The 19568-nt window shown below is 61.2% G+C and carries 18 protein-coding genes; 1 reads left to right on the forward strand and 17 read right to left on the reverse strand.

Annotated features, from left to right (window positions below; genetic code table 11):
- Window positions 1-65: 65 nt before the first annotated feature.
- A complete protein-coding gene (locus tag ACXAH0_RS16625; protein WP_475193071.1) occupies window positions 66-1613 on the forward strand; it encodes a polyamine aminopropyltransferase in 1548 nt (515 codons plus the stop codon).
- A 23-nt stretch (window positions 1614-1636) separates the two neighbouring features.
- Here ACXAH0_RS16625 and ACXAH0_RS16630 read toward each other — a convergent pair whose 3' ends face one another.
- The 17 genes from ACXAH0_RS16630 to ACXAH0_RS16710 form a co-directional block, all read right to left on the reverse strand.
- A complete protein-coding gene (locus tag ACXAH0_RS16630; protein ID WP_475175604.1) occupies window positions 1637-2032 on the reverse strand; it encodes a RidA family protein in 396 nt (131 codons plus the stop codon).
- Between the two features lie 20 nt (window positions 2033-2052).
- A complete protein-coding gene (locus ACXAH0_RS16635; RefSeq protein WP_475175602.1) occupies window positions 2053-2739 on the reverse strand; it encodes an ABC transporter ATP-binding protein in 687 nt (228 codons plus the stop codon).
- On the reverse strand, window positions 2736-3485 hold the full coding sequence (locus ACXAH0_RS16640; protein ID WP_475193073.1) for an ABC transporter ATP-binding protein: 750 nt from the start codon (window positions 3483-3485) through the stop codon (window positions 2736-2738). Before ACXAH0_RS16640 ends, ACXAH0_RS16635 begins: the two co-directional genes overlap by 4 nt.
- A complete protein-coding gene (locus ACXAH0_RS16645; protein ID WP_475193078.1) occupies window positions 3478-4461 on the reverse strand; it encodes a branched-chain amino acid ABC transporter permease in 984 nt (327 codons plus the stop codon). Before ACXAH0_RS16645 ends, ACXAH0_RS16640 begins: the two co-directional genes overlap by 8 nt.
- Complete coding sequence (locus ACXAH0_RS16650) at window positions 4458-5378, reverse strand: branched-chain amino acid ABC transporter permease (RefSeq protein WP_475193082.1); 921 nt, start codon at window positions 5376-5378, stop codon at window positions 4458-4460. Before ACXAH0_RS16650 ends, ACXAH0_RS16645 begins: the two co-directional genes overlap by 4 nt.
- Before the next feature lie 287 nt (window positions 5379-5665).
- A complete protein-coding gene (locus ACXAH0_RS16655) occupies window positions 5666-7288 on the reverse strand; it encodes an AMP-binding protein (protein ID WP_475193085.1) in 1623 nt (540 codons plus the stop codon).
- Window positions 7289-7291: 3 nt separating this feature from the next.
- Window positions 7292-8446 (reverse strand): acyl-CoA dehydrogenase family protein, encoded by a 1155-nt coding sequence (locus ACXAH0_RS16660; RefSeq protein ID WP_475193089.1) that lies wholly within the window; start codon window positions 8444-8446, stop codon window positions 7292-7294.
- Window positions 8446-9246, reverse strand: coding sequence for an enoyl-CoA hydratase family protein (locus ACXAH0_RS16665; protein WP_475193091.1), 801 nt, complete (start codon window positions 9244-9246; stop codon window positions 8446-8448). The genes ACXAH0_RS16660 and ACXAH0_RS16665 overlap by 1 nt, the downstream gene beginning before the upstream one ends.
- Window positions 9239-9709, reverse strand: coding sequence for a MarR family winged helix-turn-helix transcriptional regulator (locus ACXAH0_RS16670; protein ID WP_475175581.1), 471 nt, complete (start codon window positions 9707-9709; stop codon window positions 9239-9241). Before ACXAH0_RS16670 ends, ACXAH0_RS16665 begins: the two co-directional genes overlap by 8 nt.
- Window positions 9706-10449 carry an SDR family NAD(P)-dependent oxidoreductase gene (locus tag ACXAH0_RS16675; protein WP_475193093.1) on the reverse strand — a complete coding sequence of 248 codons (744 nt, stop codon included), beginning with the start codon at window positions 10447-10449 and terminating at the stop codon, window positions 9706-9708. The genes ACXAH0_RS16670 and ACXAH0_RS16675 overlap by 4 nt, the downstream gene beginning before the upstream one ends.
- On the reverse strand, window positions 10446-12743 hold the full coding sequence (locus ACXAH0_RS16680; protein WP_475193097.1) for a bifunctional salicylyl-CoA 5-hydroxylase/oxidoreductase: 2298 nt from the start codon (window positions 12741-12743) through the stop codon (window positions 10446-10448). The genes ACXAH0_RS16675 and ACXAH0_RS16680 overlap by 4 nt, the downstream gene beginning before the upstream one ends.
- Window positions 12744-13066: 323 nt before the next feature.
- Window positions 13067-14269: an ABC transporter permease gene (locus ACXAH0_RS16685; protein WP_475175572.1), complete on the reverse strand. Its 1203-nt coding sequence runs from the start codon at window positions 14267-14269 to the stop codon at window positions 13067-13069.
- Window positions 14270-14271: 2 nt separating this feature from the next.
- Window positions 14272-15414, reverse strand: coding sequence for an ABC transporter permease (locus ACXAH0_RS16690; RefSeq protein WP_475193100.1), 1143 nt, complete (start codon window positions 15412-15414; stop codon window positions 14272-14274).
- The gene (locus ACXAH0_RS16695) at window positions 15414-16121 is read right to left on the reverse strand and encodes an ABC transporter ATP-binding protein (protein WP_475175567.1); all 708 of its coding nucleotides are present in this window, start codon (window positions 16119-16121) and stop codon (window positions 15414-15416) included. The genes ACXAH0_RS16690 and ACXAH0_RS16695 overlap by 1 nt, the downstream gene beginning before the upstream one ends.
- Window positions 16118-17230 (reverse strand): efflux RND transporter periplasmic adaptor subunit, encoded by a 1113-nt coding sequence (locus ACXAH0_RS16700; RefSeq protein WP_475193102.1) that lies wholly within the window; start codon window positions 17228-17230, stop codon window positions 16118-16120. The genes ACXAH0_RS16695 and ACXAH0_RS16700 overlap by 4 nt, the downstream gene beginning before the upstream one ends.
- A 93-nt stretch (window positions 17231-17323) precedes the next feature.
- On the reverse strand, window positions 17324-18478 hold the full coding sequence (locus ACXAH0_RS16705) for a helix-turn-helix domain-containing protein (protein ID WP_475193105.1): 1155 nt from the start codon (window positions 18476-18478) through the stop codon (window positions 17324-17326).
- A gap of 133 nt (window positions 18479-18611) precedes the next feature.
- Complete coding sequence (locus tag ACXAH0_RS16710; RefSeq protein ID WP_475193110.1) at window positions 18612-19508, reverse strand: LysR substrate-binding domain-containing protein; 897 nt, start codon at window positions 19506-19508, stop codon at window positions 18612-18614.
- Window positions 19509-19568 lie beyond the last annotated feature (60 nt).

Genomic DNA, 19568 nt, shown 5'->3' on the forward strand with positions numbered 1-19568 from the left:
TCTCCCCCGTTCAGGAAAAACCCGGATCTGGCGAGGCTCCGGGTTTTTTGGCTCAAGGGAATTCCATGGATCAAGTGTCCCCAACTAGCCGGTATGAGCACCTGCCGAAAAAACAGGGGGCTATTTTGCTGGCCTCCATTCTCGTGGTTGCGCTGTGCGGTATTGTCTATGAACTGATTATCGGCACCGTTTCCAGCTATCTGATTGGCAATTCGGTCTATCAGTTTTCCATGACCATCGGCTTTTTCATGTTTGCCATGGGCATCGGCTCGTATGTGTCGCGCTTTATTGACGGCAACCTGATCCAGACTTTCGTCTGGGTCGAACTGATGCTGGCGCTGACGGGCGGCCTGTGCAGCATTACTCTGTTCATGCTGTTTCCGATGGCGCCCTGGTTCTATACCACGGGCATGTTCGGGTTCATCTTTGCTATCGGTTTCCTTGTCGGTCTGGAGATCCCGATCCTGACCCGGGTTCTGTCGGAAGGGGCAACGCTGCGGGAATCGATTTCAGGGGTCCTGTCTCTCGACTATCTGGGGGCCCTGATCGGGTCCGTGGCCTTTCCTCTGCTGCTCTTGCCTTCGCTCGGGCTGATCTCCTCGTCCTTCGCCATCGGGCTGACCAATGCTGCGGTTGCCCTTTTGAATGTCTTCTGGCTCTGGGACTATCTCGACCGGCCGCGCCGGATGCTGGGCTTTGTGATCGGCACCGTTCTTCTGCTCATCGTCCTGACCCTGACGGCGGGCCGGATCACCGCTTACGCCCAGGACCACCTTTATTTTGACCGGATCATCTGGAAAAAGCAGTCCGCCTATCAGACGATGGTGGTGACGAACACTTGGCGAAAGGACGAGGTGCGGCTGTTCATCGATGGGCACCTTCAGTTTTCGCAAGCGGATGAATACCGTTACCATGAGGCACTTGTGCATCCGGTTCTGTCCTGGGGACACCCGCCGAAGCGGGTTCTGGTCCTGGGGGGCGGGGACGGTCTGGCGGTGCGGGAGGTCCTGCGCCATCCCGGCATTGAAAAGATCGATCTTGTCGATCTGGATCCGGCCATGACGGAGCTAGGCGAACGTTTTGAACCGGTTGTGCGCCTCAATCAGGGCAGCATGCACAGCCCGCTTCTGACCGTCCACAACAAGGACGCCTTTGTCTATGTGAAGGAGACGGGCGAGACCTATGACAAGGTTATCATCGACTTTCCAGATCCGCACAACGAGGTTCTGGCGAAACTCTATTCGGTGGAGTTTTACGCAATGGTGTCCGCCCTTTTGACCGAAGACGGCACGCTTGTGACCCAGAGCAGTTCGCCCTTTTTCTCACCCCATACCTACTGGACAATTTCCCGCACGCTGGAAGAGATTTTTCCCCAGGTGGTCAATTATCAGATCGCGGTGCCATCCTTCGGCATCTGGGGGTTCAATCTTGCCAGCAAGACGCCCGGCCAGAAGCTGGGGCCGTTTCCCCAGGGATTAAGATCCCTCACGCGGAAGGGGTTTGAAGCCGCCCTGAATTTTTCGCAGGACCTGAAACCGAGGCGCGAGCTTCAGGTCAATTCCATCTTCAATCCGGTCCTCTACGCGGAATATGAGCAGGACGTTTTGAACTGACATGACCGGATGTGGCGGGGAGGTCAGTCGAGCTGGGCCGTGGCCTCGATCTCGATCAGCGCCTCGTCTTCGATCAGGCCGGCGACCACGACAACGGACATAGCCGGGAAATGCTTGCCGAAGACCCGCCGGTAGGCCTGGCCGACATCCTTTTGCCGGGCCAGGTATTCCTTTTTGTCGGTGATGAACCAGGTGAGTCGGACAATATCGGTCACCTCGCCGCCTGCGGTGCGGACAATGGCGGCGATGTTGGCCAGTGTCTGTTCCATCTGGCCGACAAAATCGTGGCTTTCAAAGACCTGATCCTTGTTCCAGCCGATCTGCCCGCCAATATGCAAGGTCCGTCCCTTTGTCAGCATCCCGTTTGCGTAGCCCCTGGCGGGCGCCCAGCCGTCCGGCTGGATGAGTGTTGATGGCATTTCCCGTTTCCCTGATGTCTTTAAACGCCGATATGGGCCGTTGTGATGTCGTCGGTCAGATCCGCGACCGGACCGGACCAGACGGTTTGGCCCCGTTCCAGAATGGCTGCGCTGTCGCAGACTTCCCGAAGCTCTTTTAAGGATTTGTCGATGACCAGAAGGGCCAGTCCGGTCTCCGCCTTGAGGGTGCGGATTACCGACCAGATCTCCTGACGAATGATCGGGGCAAGGCCTTCTGTGGCCTCGTCCAGAATAAGCAGTCTTGGATTGGTCATCAGCGCCCGGCCGATGGCCAGCATCTGCTGTTCGCCGCCGGAAAGGGAGGCGGCCTGCTGATGACGCCGCTCGCCGAGCCTTGGGAACAGGCCGGTGACCCGGTCAAATGTCCACTCGCCCGGGCGGGAGGCGGCGGTCAGGTTCTCGTGCACGGTGAGCGCGCCGAAACAGCGGCGGCCTTCGGGCACCAGACCCAGGCCCAGCCGGGCGGCCCGGTGGCTGGGCAGCGCGGACAGGTCGTGGCCGTCAAAGCGCAAGGTGCCCTTTGCGGCCAGCATGCGGCAAATACATTTGACGGTGGTGCTCTTGCCCATGCCATTGCGTCCGAGCAGAGCCAGAACCTCGCCTTCGTCAAGGCTCAGGTCGACGCCGAACAGCGCCTGGCTGGCGCCGTAGGAAGCGGTCAGTCCGGACAGGGTTAAAAGGCTCATCCTTCTTCTCCCAGATAGGCTTCCCGCACGGCGGCATCCTTGCGGATCTCGTCGGCCGTGCCGGTTGCGATGATCTGACCATAGACCAGAACACTGATCCGGTCGGCGAGGGCAAAGACCGCATCCATATCGTGTTCTACCAGCAGGATCGGCGCTTCTGCGCGCAAGGCGTCCAGAAACCCGGTCAATTGTTTGGAGCCTTCCGCGCCCATGCCCGCCATGGGCTCATCCATGATGAAGGCCTTGGGGCTCAGCGTCAGGGCAACGGCTACCTCCAGCTGGCGGCGCTGGCCATGGCTGAGTTCGGCGGTGCGGGCACTGGCGAGATCTGTCAGGCCAACCCGTTCCAGCGCGTCTTCGGCGGTGGCGCGCAGATCCGCATCGCCAAAGGCGCTGCCCCAGAAACGCCAGGGTGTTCCGGCGGCTCCGAGCGCGCCCAAAAGAGCGTTTTGCAGCACCGTGTCTTCCATTGCCAGGGCGGAGATTTGAAAGGTGCGCCCGAGGCCGCGCCGGGCCCGCGCGCGGGCGGGCTCCAGAGTGACATCTTCCCCCAGAAGGTGAACCGATCCGGCATCCGGGGACAGCGTCCCGCAGATCTGGCCGATCAGGGTGCTTTTACCGGCTCCGTTGGGGCCGATCACCGCATGGATCTCCCCGGCTTTCAGGCCGATGGAAATGTTGCGGCTGGCCGCCAGCGCTCCGAAACTCTTGCTCAGGTTCCGCGTTTCCAGAACGAAGTCAGTCATGAAGGGCTGCCTTTCCCGAGATCATCCCGATCAGGCCGCCGCGTCCGAACAGCACGATCCCCAGCAAGAGAAGGCCAAGATAAATATGCCAGTAGTCGCTCAAGCCTCCGAGCCAATGTTCCAGCGCGACAAAGGCCAGCGCGCCGATCACCGGGCCATAAAGGCGGCCGACACCGCCCAGGATCAGGAAGATCATGATTTCTCCGCTGGTCTGCCAGCTGAACATGGTTGGGCTGACGAACCGGTTCAGGTCGGCAAAAAGGGCTCCGGCCAGCCCGGTGACGGCGCCGGAAATGACAAAGGCGGTCAGCTTGAGCCGGGCCGGATTGAGGCCAATGGTCTCCACGCGCATAGGAGTCTGCCGGGCCGCATTCAGCGCCAGGCCAAAAGGGGACTTTGCCAGCCGTGAGGCGCCAAGCAGAACGAGACACAACAGTGCGAAGCAAAGGCCATAGAACTGGACCGGCACCAGCGTGTTGAGTCCGGGAAAGCTATTGCGGACATAGATCGACAGGCCGTCTTCACCGCCATATTCGGCCCAGGAAATGGCGAAGAAAAAGAACATCTGCCCGAAGGCCAGCGTGATCATGATGAAATAGACACCGGCCGTGCGCAGCGACAAGGCGCCGATCACCAGAGCGGCAAGCGCTGACACGGCAATGGCGGCCAACCAGATCACGGGCATGGATTTGGTGCCCTCCAGCACCAGTGGCCACTCGGCCAGCGGCGTATAGGTCTGGGCGTGATGGGCCAGTATGCCCATTGCATAGCCGCCGATGCCGAAAAACACCGCATGGCCAAGACTGACGAGGCCGCCAAGGCCGAGCGCAATGTTCAGGCCGGTGGCTGCCATGGCGAAGATCACGGCCCGGGTCATCAAGGTGATGGTGAAGGGTTCGTCCGCCAGCAGCGCCCAGCCCGGGATCAGCACGAAGAGGGCAAGGGTTAAGGCATTGAGTGTGCTTTCCCGGATCATGCGCGCGCTCCGAACAGGCCAGAGGGACGCAGGATCAGGACGGCCGCCATCAGGATATAGATGGACATGGAGGCCAGCGACGACCCGAGTGACGTAGCCGTGGCAGGCTCAAGCACCAGTTTCAGTGCTTCGGGCAGAAAAATTCCGCCCAGCGTGTCGGTCAGGCCCACGAGTATGGCACCGATCAGGGCGCCCTTGATCGAACCGATGCCGCCGATCACGATGACAACAAAGGCAAGGATCAGCACCGGCTCGCCCATGCCGACCTGCACCGACTGTATGGCTCCGACCAGGGCGCCAGCCAGACCGGCGAGGGCGGCGCCGAGGGCAAAAACGATCGTGTAGAGTTTGGCAATGTCAATGCCGAGGGCTGCAATCATCTCCCGGTCGTTTTCGCCTGCACGGATCTGGATGCCGAGCCGGGTTCTGGAGATCAGCCCGTAAAGGGCAAGGGCAACGGCCAGGCCAACAACAATCAGGGTGAGGCGGTAGAGCGGATATTCGATTCCGCCGGGCAGGGTCACCGGGCCGGAGAGGGCTTCGGGCACATCGAGAAAAAGCGGAAAGGAGCCGAACAACCAGCGGGTGCCCTCTGAAAAGATCAGGATCAGGGCAAAGGTTGCCAGCACCTGATCCAGATGGTCCTTGTCATAGAGGCGGCGAATGACAAGAAGCTCCACCAGCGCGCCTGCGGCGGCGGCTCCGGTCAGGGCTGCGATCAGGCCGAGCAGGAAGGAGCCGGTGGCTGCGGCTGCGGTGGCCGTGCAAAAGGCGCCGATCATATAAAGCGATCCATGGGCCAGATTGATCAGACCCATGACGCCGAACACCAGCGTCAGGCCGGCGGCCATCAGAAACAGCATGATGCCAAATTGCAAACCGTTCAGCACCTGCTCAATGAGCAGTATAAATGACATGTCCCTTTGCCCCTCTGGGAAGTGTTTTGGACATTTTACATCTTGCTTTGGGCGGCATAAGCGCCCGTGTGGCCGTTCAAGCCTGGTTCCAACAGGTTTGTTGGGGGCGAAACCGCTTCCGGACTGTCCCCTGGCGGCTCAGTTCAATCAATGCGATGGTCCTGTCCGGCTTTCCCGTTCGCCGGATATCGTCCGGCGGCTTCGGCGGTCTTTTTGTCCTGTCACGAAGCGGGAACGCACTTTTGGTTATCTAAGGGTCCTTTCAAGCTGCCGATGGGGCCTTTGTGTCATGTGTCTTCCGCGCGCAGGCGGAAGCGTTGAATCTTGCCGGTTTCCGTTTTGGGCAGCGTCTGCGGAAAGACGATGGACCGTGGATATTTGTAAGGGGCGATGGTGGCCTTCACATAGTCCTGCAAGGTTTTGCGCATGGCCTCGTCAGGCTCATGTCCTTCGTTGAGGACCACATGCGCTTCGACAATCGCGCCCCGGCTTTCGTCCGGGATGCCGATAACCGCGGATTCCTGCACCGCCGGATGGGCCAGCAAGGCGGCCTCCACTTCCGGTCCGGCGATGTTGTAGCCGGCAGAGATGATCATGTCGTCGTTGCGGGCGGCAAAGTGCAGATGTCCATCTTCGCTCATGCTGAAACTGTCGCCGGTGATGTTCCAGCCGTCCTGCACATAGCCGTGCTGGCGGTCATCTGCCAGATAGCGGCAGCCGGTCGGGCCGCGCACGGCCAGACGACCGACCTCGCCGGTTGGAACGGGCGCTCCCTCAAGGTCGATGATCTTGACCTGATAGCCGGTGACCGGTTTGCCGGTGCAGGCCGGTTTATGGTCCTCGAACCGGTTGGAAATGAAGATATGCAGCATTTCCGTTGCGCCGATGCCGTCGAGCATGGGTTTGCCGGTCTTGGCCATCCAGGCATCATAAACGGGGGCGGGCAGGGTTTCGCCGGCCGACACGGCCGCGCGCAAGGAAGACAGGTCCGCACCGTCTTCCATCGCCTGCAGCATCACACGGTAGGCGGTGGGGGCGGTGAAACAGACCGTGGCTTTGTATTTCTGGATGATCTCGATCATCTTGGGCGGCGTTGCCGTTTCCAAAAGCGTGGCAGCTGCGCCAAAGCGGAGCGGGAAGATGGCCAGACCGCCGAGGCCGAAGGTGAAGGCCAGGGGAGGCGAGCCGACAAAGACATCGTCCGGGGTCACGCCCAGCACCTCGCGCGCATAGCCATCTGCAATGATCAAAAGGTCCCGGTGAAAATGCATCGTGGCTTTGGGGGTGCCGGTGGACCCGGACGTGAAGCCGAGCAGGGCAACGTCGTCGCGGCCGGTGCCGACCGCCTGGTAGACGACCGGCTTTTCGAGGGCGAGACGGTCGAGTTCCGCGTCATGGTTGGAGGTGCCGTCAAAGCCGATCACCTTTTTCAGGAAGGCAGAGCCCTTGGCACAGGTGACCAGTTCTTCCATCAGCCTGGTGTCACACAGGGCGAATTCTACCTCGGCCTTGTCGACGATCTTTGACAATTCGCCTGCGCGCAGCATCGGCATGGTGTTGATCACCACGGCGCCGGCTTTGGTGGCTGCCAGCCAGCAGGCCACCATGGCCGGGTTGTTGGCTGAGCGGATCAGGATGCGGTTGCCGGGTTTGACAGCAAGGTCATCTGTCAGCGCATGGGCAAGACGGTTGGTCCAGTCCGCAAGTTCCTTGTAGGTTCTGCGCCGGCCATTGCCGATCAGGGCGGTGTGGTCGCCAAAACCCTGTTCGACCATTTTGTCCGTCAGTTCGACCGCCGCATTCAGCCGGTCGGGATAGCCGAACCCCTCAAGCAGAAAGTCCGGCCAGGTGTTTTCCGGCGGCAGATTGTCCCGGGTGAAGGTGTCCACATGTGCGGTCGGGCCAAGCATGGATCAGTCTCCTTCAAAAGCGCCAAGGGTCTGGCGGGCAATGATGACTTTCTGAACATCCGACGCGCCTTCATAGATGCGCAGGGCGCGGATTTCCCGGTAGAGCCTTTCAACGGCGCTGCCGGAGCGCACCCCGTCCCCCCCGTGAAGCTGGACGGCGGTGTCGATGACCTTCTGGGCCTGGTCGGTAGAGAACAGCTTGGCCATGGCCGCTTCCCGGGTCACCCGGGGCGCGCCGCTGTCCTTGGTCCACGCGGCCCGGTAGATCAGCAGCGCGGCAGCGTCGATATCCAGCGCCATATCGGCAATGTGGCCTTGCACCATCTGAAGGTCGAACAGCGGCGCGCCCTGGATCGTGCGGGTCGTCACCCGGGCCAGCGCTTCGTCCAGGGCCCGGCGGGCAAAACCGAGGGCGGCAGCGGCCACGGTGGAGCGGAAAATGTCGAGCACGGACATGGCGACCTTGAAGCCTGCGCCGGGCTTACCGATCAGGGCGGAGCGCGGCACCCGGCAGCCGGTGAAACGCAAGGTGGCCAGGGGATGGGGCGCGATCGTCTCCAGCCGCTCCACCACCTCAAAACCTTCAAGGTCCGGCGTCACGGCAAAGGCCGAGAGGCCTCGGGCTCCGGAGCCTTCGCCGGTTCTGGCAAACAGGGTGTAGAGATCGGCAATGCCGCCATTGGAGATCCAGGTCTTTTCGCCGTTCAGGACATACCCCTCGCCATCGGCCGTGGCGGTCATGGTGGAATTGGCCACATCGGACCCGGACTGCGGTTCCGTCAGCGCAAAGGCGGCAATGGCCTTGCCGCTGCGGGTCAGCGGCAGCCAGCGTTCTTTCTGGGCGTCGCTTCCAAACAGGGAAATCGCACCGGTGCCGAGCCCCTGCATGGCAAAGGCAAAATCGGCCAGCCCGTCATGGCGGGCCAGGATCTCGCGGATCAGGCAAAGGCTGCGCACATCCAGAACACCGTCCGGTGATCCGGATCGGCGCAGGAACCCGGCGTCTCCGAGCATCGCAACCAGCTTGCGGCAGAGCGCATCGGTGTCCTCATGGGGCAGAGCTGACAGATGGGCGGCGGCCCAGCCTTCCAGTTTCTCGGCGAGAGCCCGGTGGTGATCGTCAAAAAACGGCCAGGTGAGGAAGCTCGTATCGGCCATCAGTCGCCCTCGAAAACCGGTTTTTCCTTGGCGGCGAAGGCTTCATAGGCGCGCCGGAAATCATTGCCCTGCATGCAAATGGCTTGGGCCTGGGCTTCTGCCTCAATTGCCTGCTCCAGGCTCATGGACCATTCCTGGGCGAGCATGGTCTTGGTCATGGCGTTGGCAAAGGTCGGTCCGGCGACAACGCGCTCTGCCATGTCAAGGGCGGCTGTTTCCAGCGTGTCTGCGCTGGTGATCTGGTTGAAGAAACCCCAGGCATGGCCCTCTTCAGCCTTCATGGAACGGCCAAGATAAAGGAGTTCGGCGGCCCGGCCCTGGCCGATGATGCGGGGCAGGATGGCACAGGCGCCCATGTCGCAGCCGGCAAGGCCGACCCGGTTGAACAGAAAGGCAACCTTTGCGTCTGGGGTGGCGAGGCGCAGGTCGGAGGCCATTGCCAGAATGGCCCCCGCCCCGGCGCAGACACCGTCGACTGCTGAAATGACGGGTTTGCCGCAGCCGATCATTGCCTTGACCAGATCGCCGGTCATGCGGGTGAAGGCCAGAAGCTGCTTCATGTTCATGGTTGTCAGCGGGCCGATAATGTCATGCACATCGCCGCCGGAACTGAAATTGCCGCCATTCGGCAGGATCACCACCGCATGAACATCTTCGGCATAGGCAAGATCGCGGAACCAGTCGCGCAGCTCCGCATAGCTTTCGAAGGTCAGCGGGTTTTTCCGTTCAGGCCGGTCCAGCCGGATCCTGGCAATGCCGCTCTCGATCTCGCAGCGGAAATGGGTGACGTCGCTACGCATCGGACAGTTCCTTTTCAGTGCTGTGGGCCAGAACCTGCTCCAGCGTGCCGGACAGGGTGTCCAGGTCCTCGAATGTCAGACCTCCCAGCAGGCCGTTGATCCAGCTTTCATGTTCGACGGCAAGAATTTCAAACTCGGCCCGTCCCTTGGGGGTCAACCGGGCGATCTGGGCGCGTTTGTCGCCGGGCACCGCAACGCGCAGGGCCAGCCCGTCCCCGGTCAGCTTGTCGACAATGCCGGTGACATTGCCGTTGGAGACCTTCAAGTAGGTGGACAGATCACTCATCTTCAGCCCGTCCGGGAACCGGGCCAGGGCGGACATGACGTCAAAGCGCGGCAGGGTGGTGGTGTGATGATCACGCAGCTTGCGACGGATTTCCGCTTCGATCTCATTTGAGGTTTTCAAGAGTTTCAGCCACACCCGCAGGCGGGCCTTTGACAGGGGTTCCGCGGCTGTGTTCATAGCTCGCCTCCCGACAGGCTGAGAGCCTGGCCGGTCACGGACCGGGCCGCCTCCGAACACAGCCACATCGCCATCTCCGCCACCTCTTCCGGCTGAATGAAGCGGCCTTGCGGGTTGTCCGCTTTCAGGGTCTGTGCCGCCGCCTCCCGGCTCATGCCGGTCTTCTCGCAAATCGTATCGATGGAGCGTTCCAGCATCGGTGTTTCGACATAACCGGGGCAGATGGCATTGACGGTGATGCCCGTGCGCGCGAGCTCCTTGCCGAGCGACCGTGTCAGGCCGACCACCGCATGTTTGGCCGCGCAATAGCCGCTGACATAAGGATAGCCCCTGAGACCTGCGGTGGAGGCAATGGCGATCATACGTCCCCGTCCGGCGGCCTTCATATCCGGCAAGGCCGCTTGCCAGACATTGGAGACACCGATCAGATTGACGGAGAGCATCGCCTGAAGCGTCTCTGGCGTCATCCTTGAAAACGGCACGCTCTCCACGGCCCCTGCATTGGCGACAACCGTGTCCACGGGCCCTGAGGTGTCCCGGGCAGCCTTGAAAGCGGTGTCAACGGCAGAAGGATCTGTGACGTCACAGATCTGATAGGGCAGGGCCTGGGCAGCAAGGCTGGACTCCGTGCGGCCGATAACCGTCACGCGCGCCCCGTTTTGCGACAGAAGCCGGGCGCAGACCGCACCAACGCCGCTTCCGCCGCCCGTTACGATGATATGCCGGTCCTGAACACTCATGCGCGCAAGGTCTCCGCATCCCGGTCGGCCAGGCGCCAGGCCTGATCCCGTCCGGCCAGATAGGGCGGGGGCCAGTCGGGCGCAGCGCGGTCGCCGATCCGGCCGGCTTCGTGCAATGTCCAATAGGGATCGGCCAGATGGGGCCTGCCAACGGCCACAAGATCCGCCCGTCCGGCCATCAGGATGGAATTGGCATGGTCTGCCTCATAGATGTTGCCAACCGCCATGGTCTTGAGCCCGCCTTCATTGCGGATCTGATCGGAAAAGGGGGTCTGGAACATGCGCCCGTAGACAGGCTTTGCCTCCGGTGTGGTCTGACCGGCTGAGACGTCGATCAGGTCCACTCCGGCGTCGCTGAAGAGGCGGGCGATCTGAACCGCGTCTTCCGGCGTGACCCCCTCTTCACCCACCCAATCATTGGCGGAAATGCGCACCGACATGGGCTTTCCGGCTGGCCAGACGGCCCGCATGGCGCTGAAGACCTCCAACGGCCAGCGCATCCGGTTTTCCAAAGAACCGCCATAGGCATCCGTGCGGATATTGGAGACAGGCGATATGAATGAAGACAGCAAATAGCCATGGGCGGCATGGAGTTCGATCATGTCAAAGCCGGCCCGCTCGGCCATTTCAGTGGCCGTGACGAACTGGTCCTTGATCTGGGCCATTTCGGCCAGCGTGATTTCCCGGGGGGAGGCGTTGCGCGATGACCAGGGCAGGGCGGAGGCGGAGACCAGCTCCCAGTTGCCCTCCTCAAGGGGCTGGTCCATGCCTTCCCAGCCGATCCGTGTTGAGCCTTTGCGGCCGGAATGGCCGATCTGGCAGCAGATCTTCGCCTCGGTTTCCCTATGGACAAAGTCAGTCAGGCGCTTCCAGACGGCCTCGTGTTCGGGAGCGTAGAGCCCCGGACAGCCTGGGGTGATCCTGCCTTCGGGGCTGACACAGGTCATTTCCGTATAGACCAGTCCGGCGCCGCCCTTGGCCCGTTCGCCATAATGGATCAGATGCCAGTCCACCGGGGTGCCGTCCACCGCCTTGTACTGGGCCATGGGGGACACCACGATCCGGTTTTTCAACGTCATGTCCCGCAATTTGAACGGGGCAAACATGGGCGGCCGCACCGGGGCATCGGCGGGGGCACCCGCCTGTTCCATGAACCATCGTTCGGCGGAGCGCAGCCAGTCAGGATCGCGAAGGCGCAGGTTCTCATGGCTGATGCGCTGTGAGCGGGTCAGGAGATTGTAGTTGAACTGCACCGGATGCTGGCCGAGATAGCGCTCCACATTTTCAAACCATTCAAGCGAATTGCGGGCGGCTGACTGGAGGCGCAGCACCTCCAGGCGCCGCTCTTCCTGGTAGCGCTGGAAAGCCTGCTGCATGTCCGGCTCGCTGTGCAGGTAGTCGGCAAGGGCAATGGCGCTGTCAAAGGCGAGGCGTGTGCCCGAGCCGATAGAAAAATGCCCGGTGGCGGCCGCATCGCCCATCAGCACCACATTCTCGTGGAACCAGGTCTCGCAGATCACACGGGGGAAATTCATCCAGACCGCCGAGCCGCGCAGATGGGCGGCATTGGACATAAGATCATGACCGCCGAGATGATTCTCAAAAATGCGGCGGCAGGTTTCGACCGTTTCTTCCTTGGTCATGTCCGCAAAGCCCCAGCCGTCCCATGTCGGCTGCAGGCATTCGACGATAAAGGTCGCGGTGTTGTCATCGAACTGGTAGACATGGGCCCAGACCCAGCCATGTTCCGTCTTTTCAAAAATGAACGTGAAGGCGTCGTCGAATTTCTGGTGGGTGCCGAGCCAGATGAACTTGCACAGGCGCCGGTCGATATCCGGCTTGAAGATGTCCGCAAATTCCGCGCGCACCCTGGAATTGATGCCGTCGGAAGCAACCACAAGGTCGAAGCCCTTCTTGTAGCTTTCCGCGTCCTGAAACTCTGTCTCAAAGCGCAGATCAATGCCCAGCTCGCGGGCCCTTTTCTGCAGGAGCACCAGCATCTGCTTGCGGCCGATCCCGGCAAAGCCATGGCCTCCGGAGACAGTGCGTACCCCGTCATGTTCAACCGCGATATCATCCCAATAGGCAAAATGGTCGCGAATGGCCTGTGTGCTGACCGGGTCATTGCCCTGCATGCGGCTCAGGGCATCATCGGACAGGACCACGCCCCAGCCGAATGTGTCATTGGCGCGGTTGCGCTCAAACACAATAATCTCGTGCTCAGGATCGCGCAGTTTCATGGAAATCGCGAAATAGAGCCCGGCCGGTCCACCGCCCAAACATGCAATTCTCATCAGATCCTCCATTGATGCGCAGGATCAGCGAACCACGATTTTCAAAATCCTTCAAGTTTAAAATTTCAATCTTAAAATGATTTCATTTTAGGCGCCTGACTGCTTCGCCCGTTTGGGAAAACAAGTGGCAAGGCACAGCTGGTTCTGCGGTGTCCCTTAAAGGGCCTCCGCTGTGAAACCAGCTGCCGAGAGTTGCCAGAAAGCTCAGGATGTGTGTCTTGAGTGAACGTCCCTCTCATGCGGGCACAAGAGAGACGCTGCGGGCGGTGATGCTCTTTGCCAATCGGTCAGTTTGGCCGTTCGTTTTGCTGGTGCGGCGCCCGTCAGGCGCGTGCCCGCAGGGCCTTTACAAGGGGCAGGCGCGCTGCGGAAAAGGCTGGCAGCAGGCCACCAACCGCACCTATCGCAAGCCCCAGGACGCCGGCTGTGGCCATCACGCGGGCATTGACGGTCAGCTGAAACGCCATGCTGGCATTGTTGGCCCCGATGGTGCTTGCCTGCCAGCCGTTGAACACAAGCCAGGAGACGGCAAGGCCGATCACCACGCCAATTGCCGCCAGAGCAAGGGCCTCGGTCCAGGTTGCGATGAAAGCAGACAAACGGCTGAAACCGAGGGCCCGGACCGTTGCCATCTCGACCGTGCGGTCGGACACCGAACTCATCATGGTATTGAGCGCGCCGGCTGTCGCGCCGAGCGCCATCAACAGCGCAAGCGGCCATCCGAACACGCGGATGAGATCGGCGGTTCTTGAGGACTGAGCCGCGTAAAGATCTGCTTCCGTCAGGGCGGTGAGGGGTGTTGTGGTGATGGTTCCAAGCGCGGCGTCAAGGTTCTTGAGGCCGTCTGCCCCTTCAAGGCGCAGGCGCAGGCTCTGGACTTGACCCTGCCTGTCGAAGGTGGAGCGGACCGCATCAAGAGGCGCCCAGATTTCAGATTCGAAAGCGCTGCCATGTGCGGAAAACTGGCCGGTGACCGTCCAGTCGACGGCACCGAGCCGCACCTTGTTTCCAACGGCAAAGGACGGGAAATCGCGAGCGAGCCGGTTGCCGACGACAATTTCACGGGCGCCGGGGGACGCGAAGCGGCCAGCCGTCAGCGTGATGCCATCGCGAAGCGAAGGGCCCTCCGCGCTCATGCCGCGCAAGGCCAGAACCTTGCGGGTGCCCGCACCATTTTGCGGCACTTCGACCGGCACAACGATTTCGCGGGACAGGACGAGGTTGCCCGATCCATTGCGCTCAACACCGATGTTTCCCGGCATGGCTTGGAGTGTGCGGATGGCTTGTGCAGGAATGTCGGACCCGGTCTCCTGGTTTGTGCCTCCGCCAAGAACAACTGCGGCGTTGGGAGACCCGGCTCCTTTCAATGCGGCTTCGAACCCTGCGGCCATGGCAAGGAAACCCGCCAGGACGCAGACGACCAGCGTCACGGACAGCACCATGGAGGCGGCAATGGCAAAGCGCCGGGGCAGGCTGAGAAGGCTGGCCCTGACCATGACGTGAATCTGTTGCAAATTGGAGGTCATCTTTATCTCACTCTGAAAGCTTTGCTGATTGGGGTGCGCATGGCGCCGATGGCCGGGAGGAGCCCGGTTGCAAGACCAAAAAACAGGGCAATCACAACGCCCTTGGCCAGCACTTCGAAAGAAAAGACAAGGCCGAGAAGCGGCCCGGTTGCGACCGTTGCAAGCTTGGCCAGCCCAAGGCCGAGTGCGCCGCCTGCCGCGAAGATCAGCAGCGTTTCCCCCAGAACCAGCAGCAGAATATGTTTTTGCGAAAAGCCCAGCGTTTTCAGGACGCCAATCTCGAAGCTGCGCTCCCTGATGGCAAAGACCATGGTGTTTATGATGATCATCAGCAGGGTAATGAAAGCCGCGCCGGTCACAAGATTGATGATCAGACCGACATCGGCATATTGGCGCAAAAAGGCTTCAAGAAACTGCTTTTCCGACTGCGTGCGCGTTGGCTGCACCGTATTGGCGAACAGGGCGTCGATCCGGGCTGCCAGCACCCCGGGGGAAAGAGCTTTTTCGGGGCGTAAGGCGAAGACATCGACCGTGTTTTCACCTGCCGCCCTTGAGCGGTTGACATAGCTGTAATTGGCCAGAATGAAATAGGTGTCGGTGCTGGCGTTTTCGCCGTCAAAGATACCGGCGATCTCAAAGGGCCAGGTGCGGTCCCCGTCTTTTCTCCGCGTGTGGAAGGCGGTGACGGTGATATGTTGTCCAACGGTCCAGCCTTGGGCCTGTGCCAGCGCCCGGCCGACAAGAACCTTGTCTCCGCTTCTGCCTAGTGCGGCGATCAGCTCTGGTGTGAGGCCAAGCTCCTTGCCGCTCACTTTGGCCATAGATGCGGCATCCACGGCGCTGACGGCGACAACATTCCTTTCCACATCGACAAATCCCCGAAGGCGTGTCGAATAGCTGACCGCAGCTACGCCCGGCATGGCGGCAATCCGGGGCAGATAGGCCATTGGCAGGGATTGCGTGCGTCCGGCCGCGTTCATCACGCCGAGCAGGTCTTCGCTTGCGCCGCTTGTGCCTTGCGTTCCGGCAAGGAAACTTCCCGTCAAACCATAAATCAGAAAAGCCACAGCGACACAGAAGGTCAGCATCAAGGTGCGCAGGGGCTTCCGCCAGGCGTTCTTTCTGGCAAGAGTGAGGAAACTCATTACGCGGCCCTTTCTGCTTCGATGAAGGCACCCTTGTCGAGATGAAGCGTGCGGTGGGCATGGAGTGTGGCCTGCGGGTCGTGGGTGACCATCACGATTGTCTTGCCAAGTTCCCGGTTGAGAAGGCGCAGCATGTCAAGAACCTCGTCTGCAGATTTCCGGTCAAGGTCGCCGGTGGGTTCGTCGCAAAGCAGAAGGGCAGGATCAGCGGCGATGGCACGGGCAATGCCGACGCGCTGCTGCTGGCCGCCCGACATGAGCGAAGGATATTGTTTTTCCCGCTCCGCAAGCCCTACGAGGTCAAGCACTGTGCTGACGCGCGCACGCCGTTCCGCCACCGAGAGCGGTTTCAACAAGAGCGGCAGCTCGACATTTTCGGCCGCGTTGAGCATCGGCAGCAGATTGTAGAACTGGAAGACGATGCCCATGTTGTGGGCCCGCCAGGCTGCGCGGGCGGCTTCGCCCATCCGGTCCAGCCGGGCGTTGCCGATGCGCAGCTCTCCGGCATCGGGGCGCTCCACGCCCGCCAGCATGTTAAGCAATGTCGATTTGCCGGAGCCCGACGGTCCCATGATGGCGACGAAGTCACCTTTCGGAATGTCGAGATCGAGTTCGGCGAAAATCGGGATCGTCTCGCCGCCGAGTGTGTAGCTCTTCCTTACAGCTTTTAAGGAGATATAGGGGGTGTCTTGGGTCAGTTCGCTCATGAGTGGGCGTCTCCGGGTTGCGTTTTGGGATTGGGAACGGTGATGCGGATGCGCGCGGCCATGCCGGGGCGGATGCCGTCCGGCGGATTGATCAAGGACAGGCGGAGACTGATCGTGCCTTTGGCCTGCGAGGCAGCCGGGGCGATCCGTTTGATTTTGACTGTGAAGGGATGGCCGGGAAAGCCGTCGAGCACGGCTTCTCCTGAAAGACCGGGCTGAAGCCGGGCAATGTTTGTTTCGGAGACATCGGCGTCGACCACCATTGCGGTGGTATCGGCAAGTGTCAGCAGGCTCTGGTTCTCCCGGACGCTGTCGGCCCGTGCGAGCACTGTGTCGCCAATATGGGCGTTGAGCCGGGTCACCGTGCCGGCAAAGGGCGCGCGCACAACCAGGGCATCTACCTGTTCTGCTGCAACCTTGACGGCAATCTCCGCCTGTTTGACGGCCTGAGCAGCCTGATCGACGGCGTTTTGTGCGGTCTTGAGGCTAAGTGCGCTGTCTTCAAGGGCTTTTACCGATATCGTTTTGCTCTTGGCCAGAATGCGATTGCGCCGCAATGAGGCTGCTGCCTGTTCAAGCGCGATTGTCTTGCCTTGAAGCACCAAGTCAGCAGAAACCCGCGCAGCTTTTGCCTGTGCCAGGGCGAGGCGGGCGGTGGCGTCGTCAAGCGTAACGAGGGTTTGTCCGGCCTCGACCCGGTCCCCGGACTCGACTGCAATCCCGGTCACCTGGCCTTCATATTTGGAAAAGACCAGTGTTGAACGGGGGGCGACGGCAAAACCGGAACCGGCCATTTCGCTTGCCGAAGGCGGCGGCGGCAGGTTGGCGGGGCGGGCGCTTCCCGTTCCGGGAGTTGCACCGGCTGGGTGCGGTTCCAGCAGGCTGTCCGGCTGCGGCGCCTGCCATTTCCCGGAGACGGCGAGCCGGATGTGGTTGGCCATCTCAGCCGGCATTATCAGAACGAGCGCTGCGATGCAGGCGGCGGCTGGAATGCCCGCCAGCCACCCTATGTGGTACTTGCGGGGAGGCAAGGCTTGCGGCACTGGCTCCAGAGAAAGCGAGCGGAGTGTTTCTGCAAGTTTGCGGTCATGTTCGTTGAGCGTGTTCATGACCCTGAGATGACCGCTTCTTCCGGTCAATCTCGACCTTGAACACGATCTGGAACGTCCTTGATCGTGATTTGGTACGCGGGAAGGGCCGGTTTAACCGGGTGAGGCGGCTGCTTGATGCTGCCGCCATTCAAGCGGTGTCATATCTGTCACACGGCGGAATTCGCGGTTGAAATTGGATTTGGTCTGAAAGCCGGCTTCAAACATGATTTCCGTCACAGGCCTGCTGGTTTCAGCCAGCAGACGGCAGGCCTCGGCAATGCGGAATTCGTTGACATATTGGGAGACATTCTTGCCGGTCGCCCGGTTGATCGCGGTGGAAATCTGCCGGGCCGGGATCAGGGCCCGGCGCGCCAGGCGGTCAAGATTGAGATCCGGGTCGCGGTAAAGATGCTTGGCCGTCATCAGGTTTGAGACAATGTCGAGCGTCTGCTTGTCTTCGGCCTCGTCGAACGCGGGGCCGGTGCCGCCTGTTGCGGTCCCGCGCTCGCCCCCGCCCTGGCTCCCAATCCCGCCTTCGGTGGAAGTCCTGCCTTGGACGACCACGAAGCCTGGAATTGAGAGCAGGACGAGGGCCAGAAGGTTGCCGAACGTCACCAGCGCGGGCGTGTATTCGCCATAGGTCCAGACGATGTCGAGAGAAACGCTGAGGTCGAGCAAGGCTGACAGGACCAGCGCCAGCGCAGCGAAGACGAGCGCGCGGTGGGCCGGGACCGCATTTTCAAACGGGGCTTTTTGCAGAACATCCGGTCCCGCCCACATGAGGCGCAGGATCGCCGCAGCGTATGAGAGAAAAAGCAACGGCAGAACGAAATCAATGGCGGCAGGCCAGGCAACCATCAGCGTCAGGATGACGGCGAAGGGGATCGCATACATGGCCAGGTGGACGGGCCGCGAAAAGCCGTCCACCCGGACAAGTTTTGAAACGCCGCTATAGATCAGCGACGGCATCAATGCGGCGCAGAGCGGGGTGATAAACCGCACAGCTTCAATTTCATATCCCCAGCGCAGGCCGGACAGGAAGGCCTGAAAGGCCGCCAGCAGGATCAGCATCAAAAAGGGCTTGTTGCGTGCAGAACCGGGGCCCGTGCTGTCTTCACTGTTCCGGGTCAGGAGCGCGAAGAGGACGACCAGCAAGATGGTGACGACAAAGGAAAGCGGGATGAAGAGCATGGGGATCCATATCAGCTGGACGCATAGTGTGACGACACCCTTGCCGAAATAATCCTCTTCCACGACCTCGAACATGTTCCAGGCCCGATTTTTGCCTCTGCGTTGAGGCTCGAAACACCTTGGGAGCTCTTTGGAACTGCCCGTCCTGTCCTGGAAGAGGAGACGGCGGGTCAGAGTTGGATTGAACTGACCGGCCGGGGCAAGGAACTCAAGGGCGGCGGCTGACCTGTTTCTTGATCCAGCCGACAAACTCATGGGAGAGCGGAGACACTTTGCCGGGCGCGGTGGCCAGATAGTATTTGTGATCGGAGCCGTCGCGCACTGGAGCAAGGACCGTAAGAGACCCGTCGGCGAGCTCGGCCTCGATTAGATAAGTGGGCAGGATGGCGGCGCCGAGGCCGCTGACGGCGGCCGAGATCACCAGCGAGAACCGGTCGAAATAGCTGCCCATCTGCACATGTCCTGCAGTCTCCGGCAAGCTGGCCTGAAACGCGGCCCAGAGATGCGGGCGCGAGGTCATGTGCAGCAGCGGCATGGCCAGAATGTCTGCCCTTTGGTCAATGGGATGCTCCGCCAGCAGGGCGGGGGCGGCCACCGCCACCAGATCTTCCGGGCAGAGCGGGCTCAGCTTGGCGCCAGGCCAGTCATTGGCGCCAAAGTGAATGGCCACATCAATGCCTTCCTCGGCAAGGTCGAACGGTTCGGTGCGGCTGTAGATCATAAGATCGAGATGGGGCCGGGCCGCCTTGAACGCGCTCAGCCGGGGCACCAGCCAGCGGGTCGCAAAAGTGGGCAGGGCAGCGATGGTCAGCAGCTCCTGGGTCTCTCCGGCGGCGACCGCCTGGCTGATGGTGTTGCGCAGGCGGGCGAGATCGGAAAACAGTCCTTCCGCAAGAGACCTTCCGGCGCGCGTGAGTCGGATGCCCCGGCCTTCCCGGCGGAAAAGGGCCGCGCCGATCTGGTCTTCCAGTTCCTTCACCTGCCGGCTGATGCCGCTCTGGGTCAGGCCAAGCTCTTCAGCGGCCGCCGTGAAGCTCTGGTGTTTGGCGGCCGCCTCGAAACAGCGCAGCACTGAAAGGCTCGGTATGGGGATGTCACGTTCCATGGGCGGTCTTTCAATCCATGAGTAATCATCATGAATATAACTCTTTTTCAGGTGTTTTAG

This window comes from Roseibium sp. AWQ4_290, assembly GCF_056160985.1.

Excerpts from the sequence above, each read along its gene's own strand:
- ACXAH0_RS16695 (WP_475175567.1), bottom strand. The coding sequence starts at position 16,121 with ATGAGCGAACTGACCCAAGACACCCCCTATATCTCCTTAAAAGCTGTA.
- ACXAH0_RS16630 (WP_475175604.1), bottom strand. The coding sequence starts at position 2,032 with ATGCCATCAACACTCATCCAGCCGGACGGCTGGGCGCCCGCCAGGGGC.
- ACXAH0_RS16670 (WP_475175581.1), bottom strand. The coding sequence starts at position 9,709 with ATGAACACAGCCGCGGAACCCCTGTCAAAGGCCCGCCTGCGGGTGTGG.
- ACXAH0_RS16685 (WP_475175572.1), bottom strand. The coding sequence starts at position 14,269 with ATGACCTCCAATTTGCAACAGATTCACGTCATGGTCAGGGCCAGCCTT.
- ACXAH0_RS16690 (WP_475193100.1), bottom strand. The coding sequence starts at position 15,414 with ATGAGTTTCCTCACTCTTGCCAGAAAGAACGCCTGGCGGAAGCCCCTG.
- ACXAH0_RS16635 (WP_475175602.1), bottom strand. The coding sequence starts at position 2,739 with ATGAGCCTTTTAACCCTGTCCGGACTGACCGCTTCCTACGGCGCCAGC.
- ACXAH0_RS16680 (WP_475193097.1), bottom strand. The coding sequence starts at position 12,743 with ATGAGAATTGCATGTTTGGGCGGTGGACCGGCCGGGCTCTATTTCGCG.
- ACXAH0_RS16705 (WP_475193105.1), bottom strand. The coding sequence starts at position 18,478 with ATGTTCGAGGTCGTGGAAGAGGATTATTTCGGCAAGGGTGTCGTCACA.
- ACXAH0_RS16675 (WP_475193093.1), bottom strand. The coding sequence starts at position 10,449 with ATGAGTGTTCAGGACCGGCATATCATCGTAACGGGCGGCGGAAGCGGC.
- ACXAH0_RS16650 (WP_475193082.1), bottom strand. The coding sequence starts at position 5,378 with ATGTCATTTATACTGCTCATTGAGCAGGTGCTGAACGGTTTGCAATTT.
- ACXAH0_RS16645 (WP_475193078.1), bottom strand. The coding sequence starts at position 4,461 with ATGATCCGGGAAAGCACACTCAATGCCTTAACCCTTGCCCTCTTCGTG.
- ACXAH0_RS16660 (WP_475193089.1), bottom strand. The coding sequence starts at position 8,446 with ATGGCCGATACGAGCTTCCTCACCTGGCCGTTTTTTGACGATCACCAC.
- ACXAH0_RS16625 (WP_475193071.1), top strand. The coding sequence starts at position 66 with ATGGATCAAGTGTCCCCAACTAGCCGGTATGAGCACCTGCCGAAAAAA.
- ACXAH0_RS16640 (WP_475193073.1), bottom strand. The coding sequence starts at position 3,485 with ATGACTGACTTCGTTCTGGAAACGCGGAACCTGAGCAAGAGTTTCGGA.
- ACXAH0_RS16655 (WP_475193085.1), bottom strand. The coding sequence starts at position 7,288 with ATGCTTGGCCCGACCGCACATGTGGACACCTTCACCCGGGACAATCTG.
- ACXAH0_RS16700 (WP_475193102.1), bottom strand. The coding sequence starts at position 17,230 with ATGAACACGCTCAACGAACATGACCGCAAACTTGCAGAAACACTCCGC.
- ACXAH0_RS16710 (WP_475193110.1), bottom strand. The coding sequence starts at position 19,508 with ATGGAACGTGACATCCCCATACCGAGCCTTTCAGTGCTGCGCTGTTTC.
- ACXAH0_RS16665 (WP_475193091.1), bottom strand. The coding sequence starts at position 9,246 with ATGCGTAGCGACGTCACCCATTTCCGCTGCGAGATCGAGAGCGGCATT.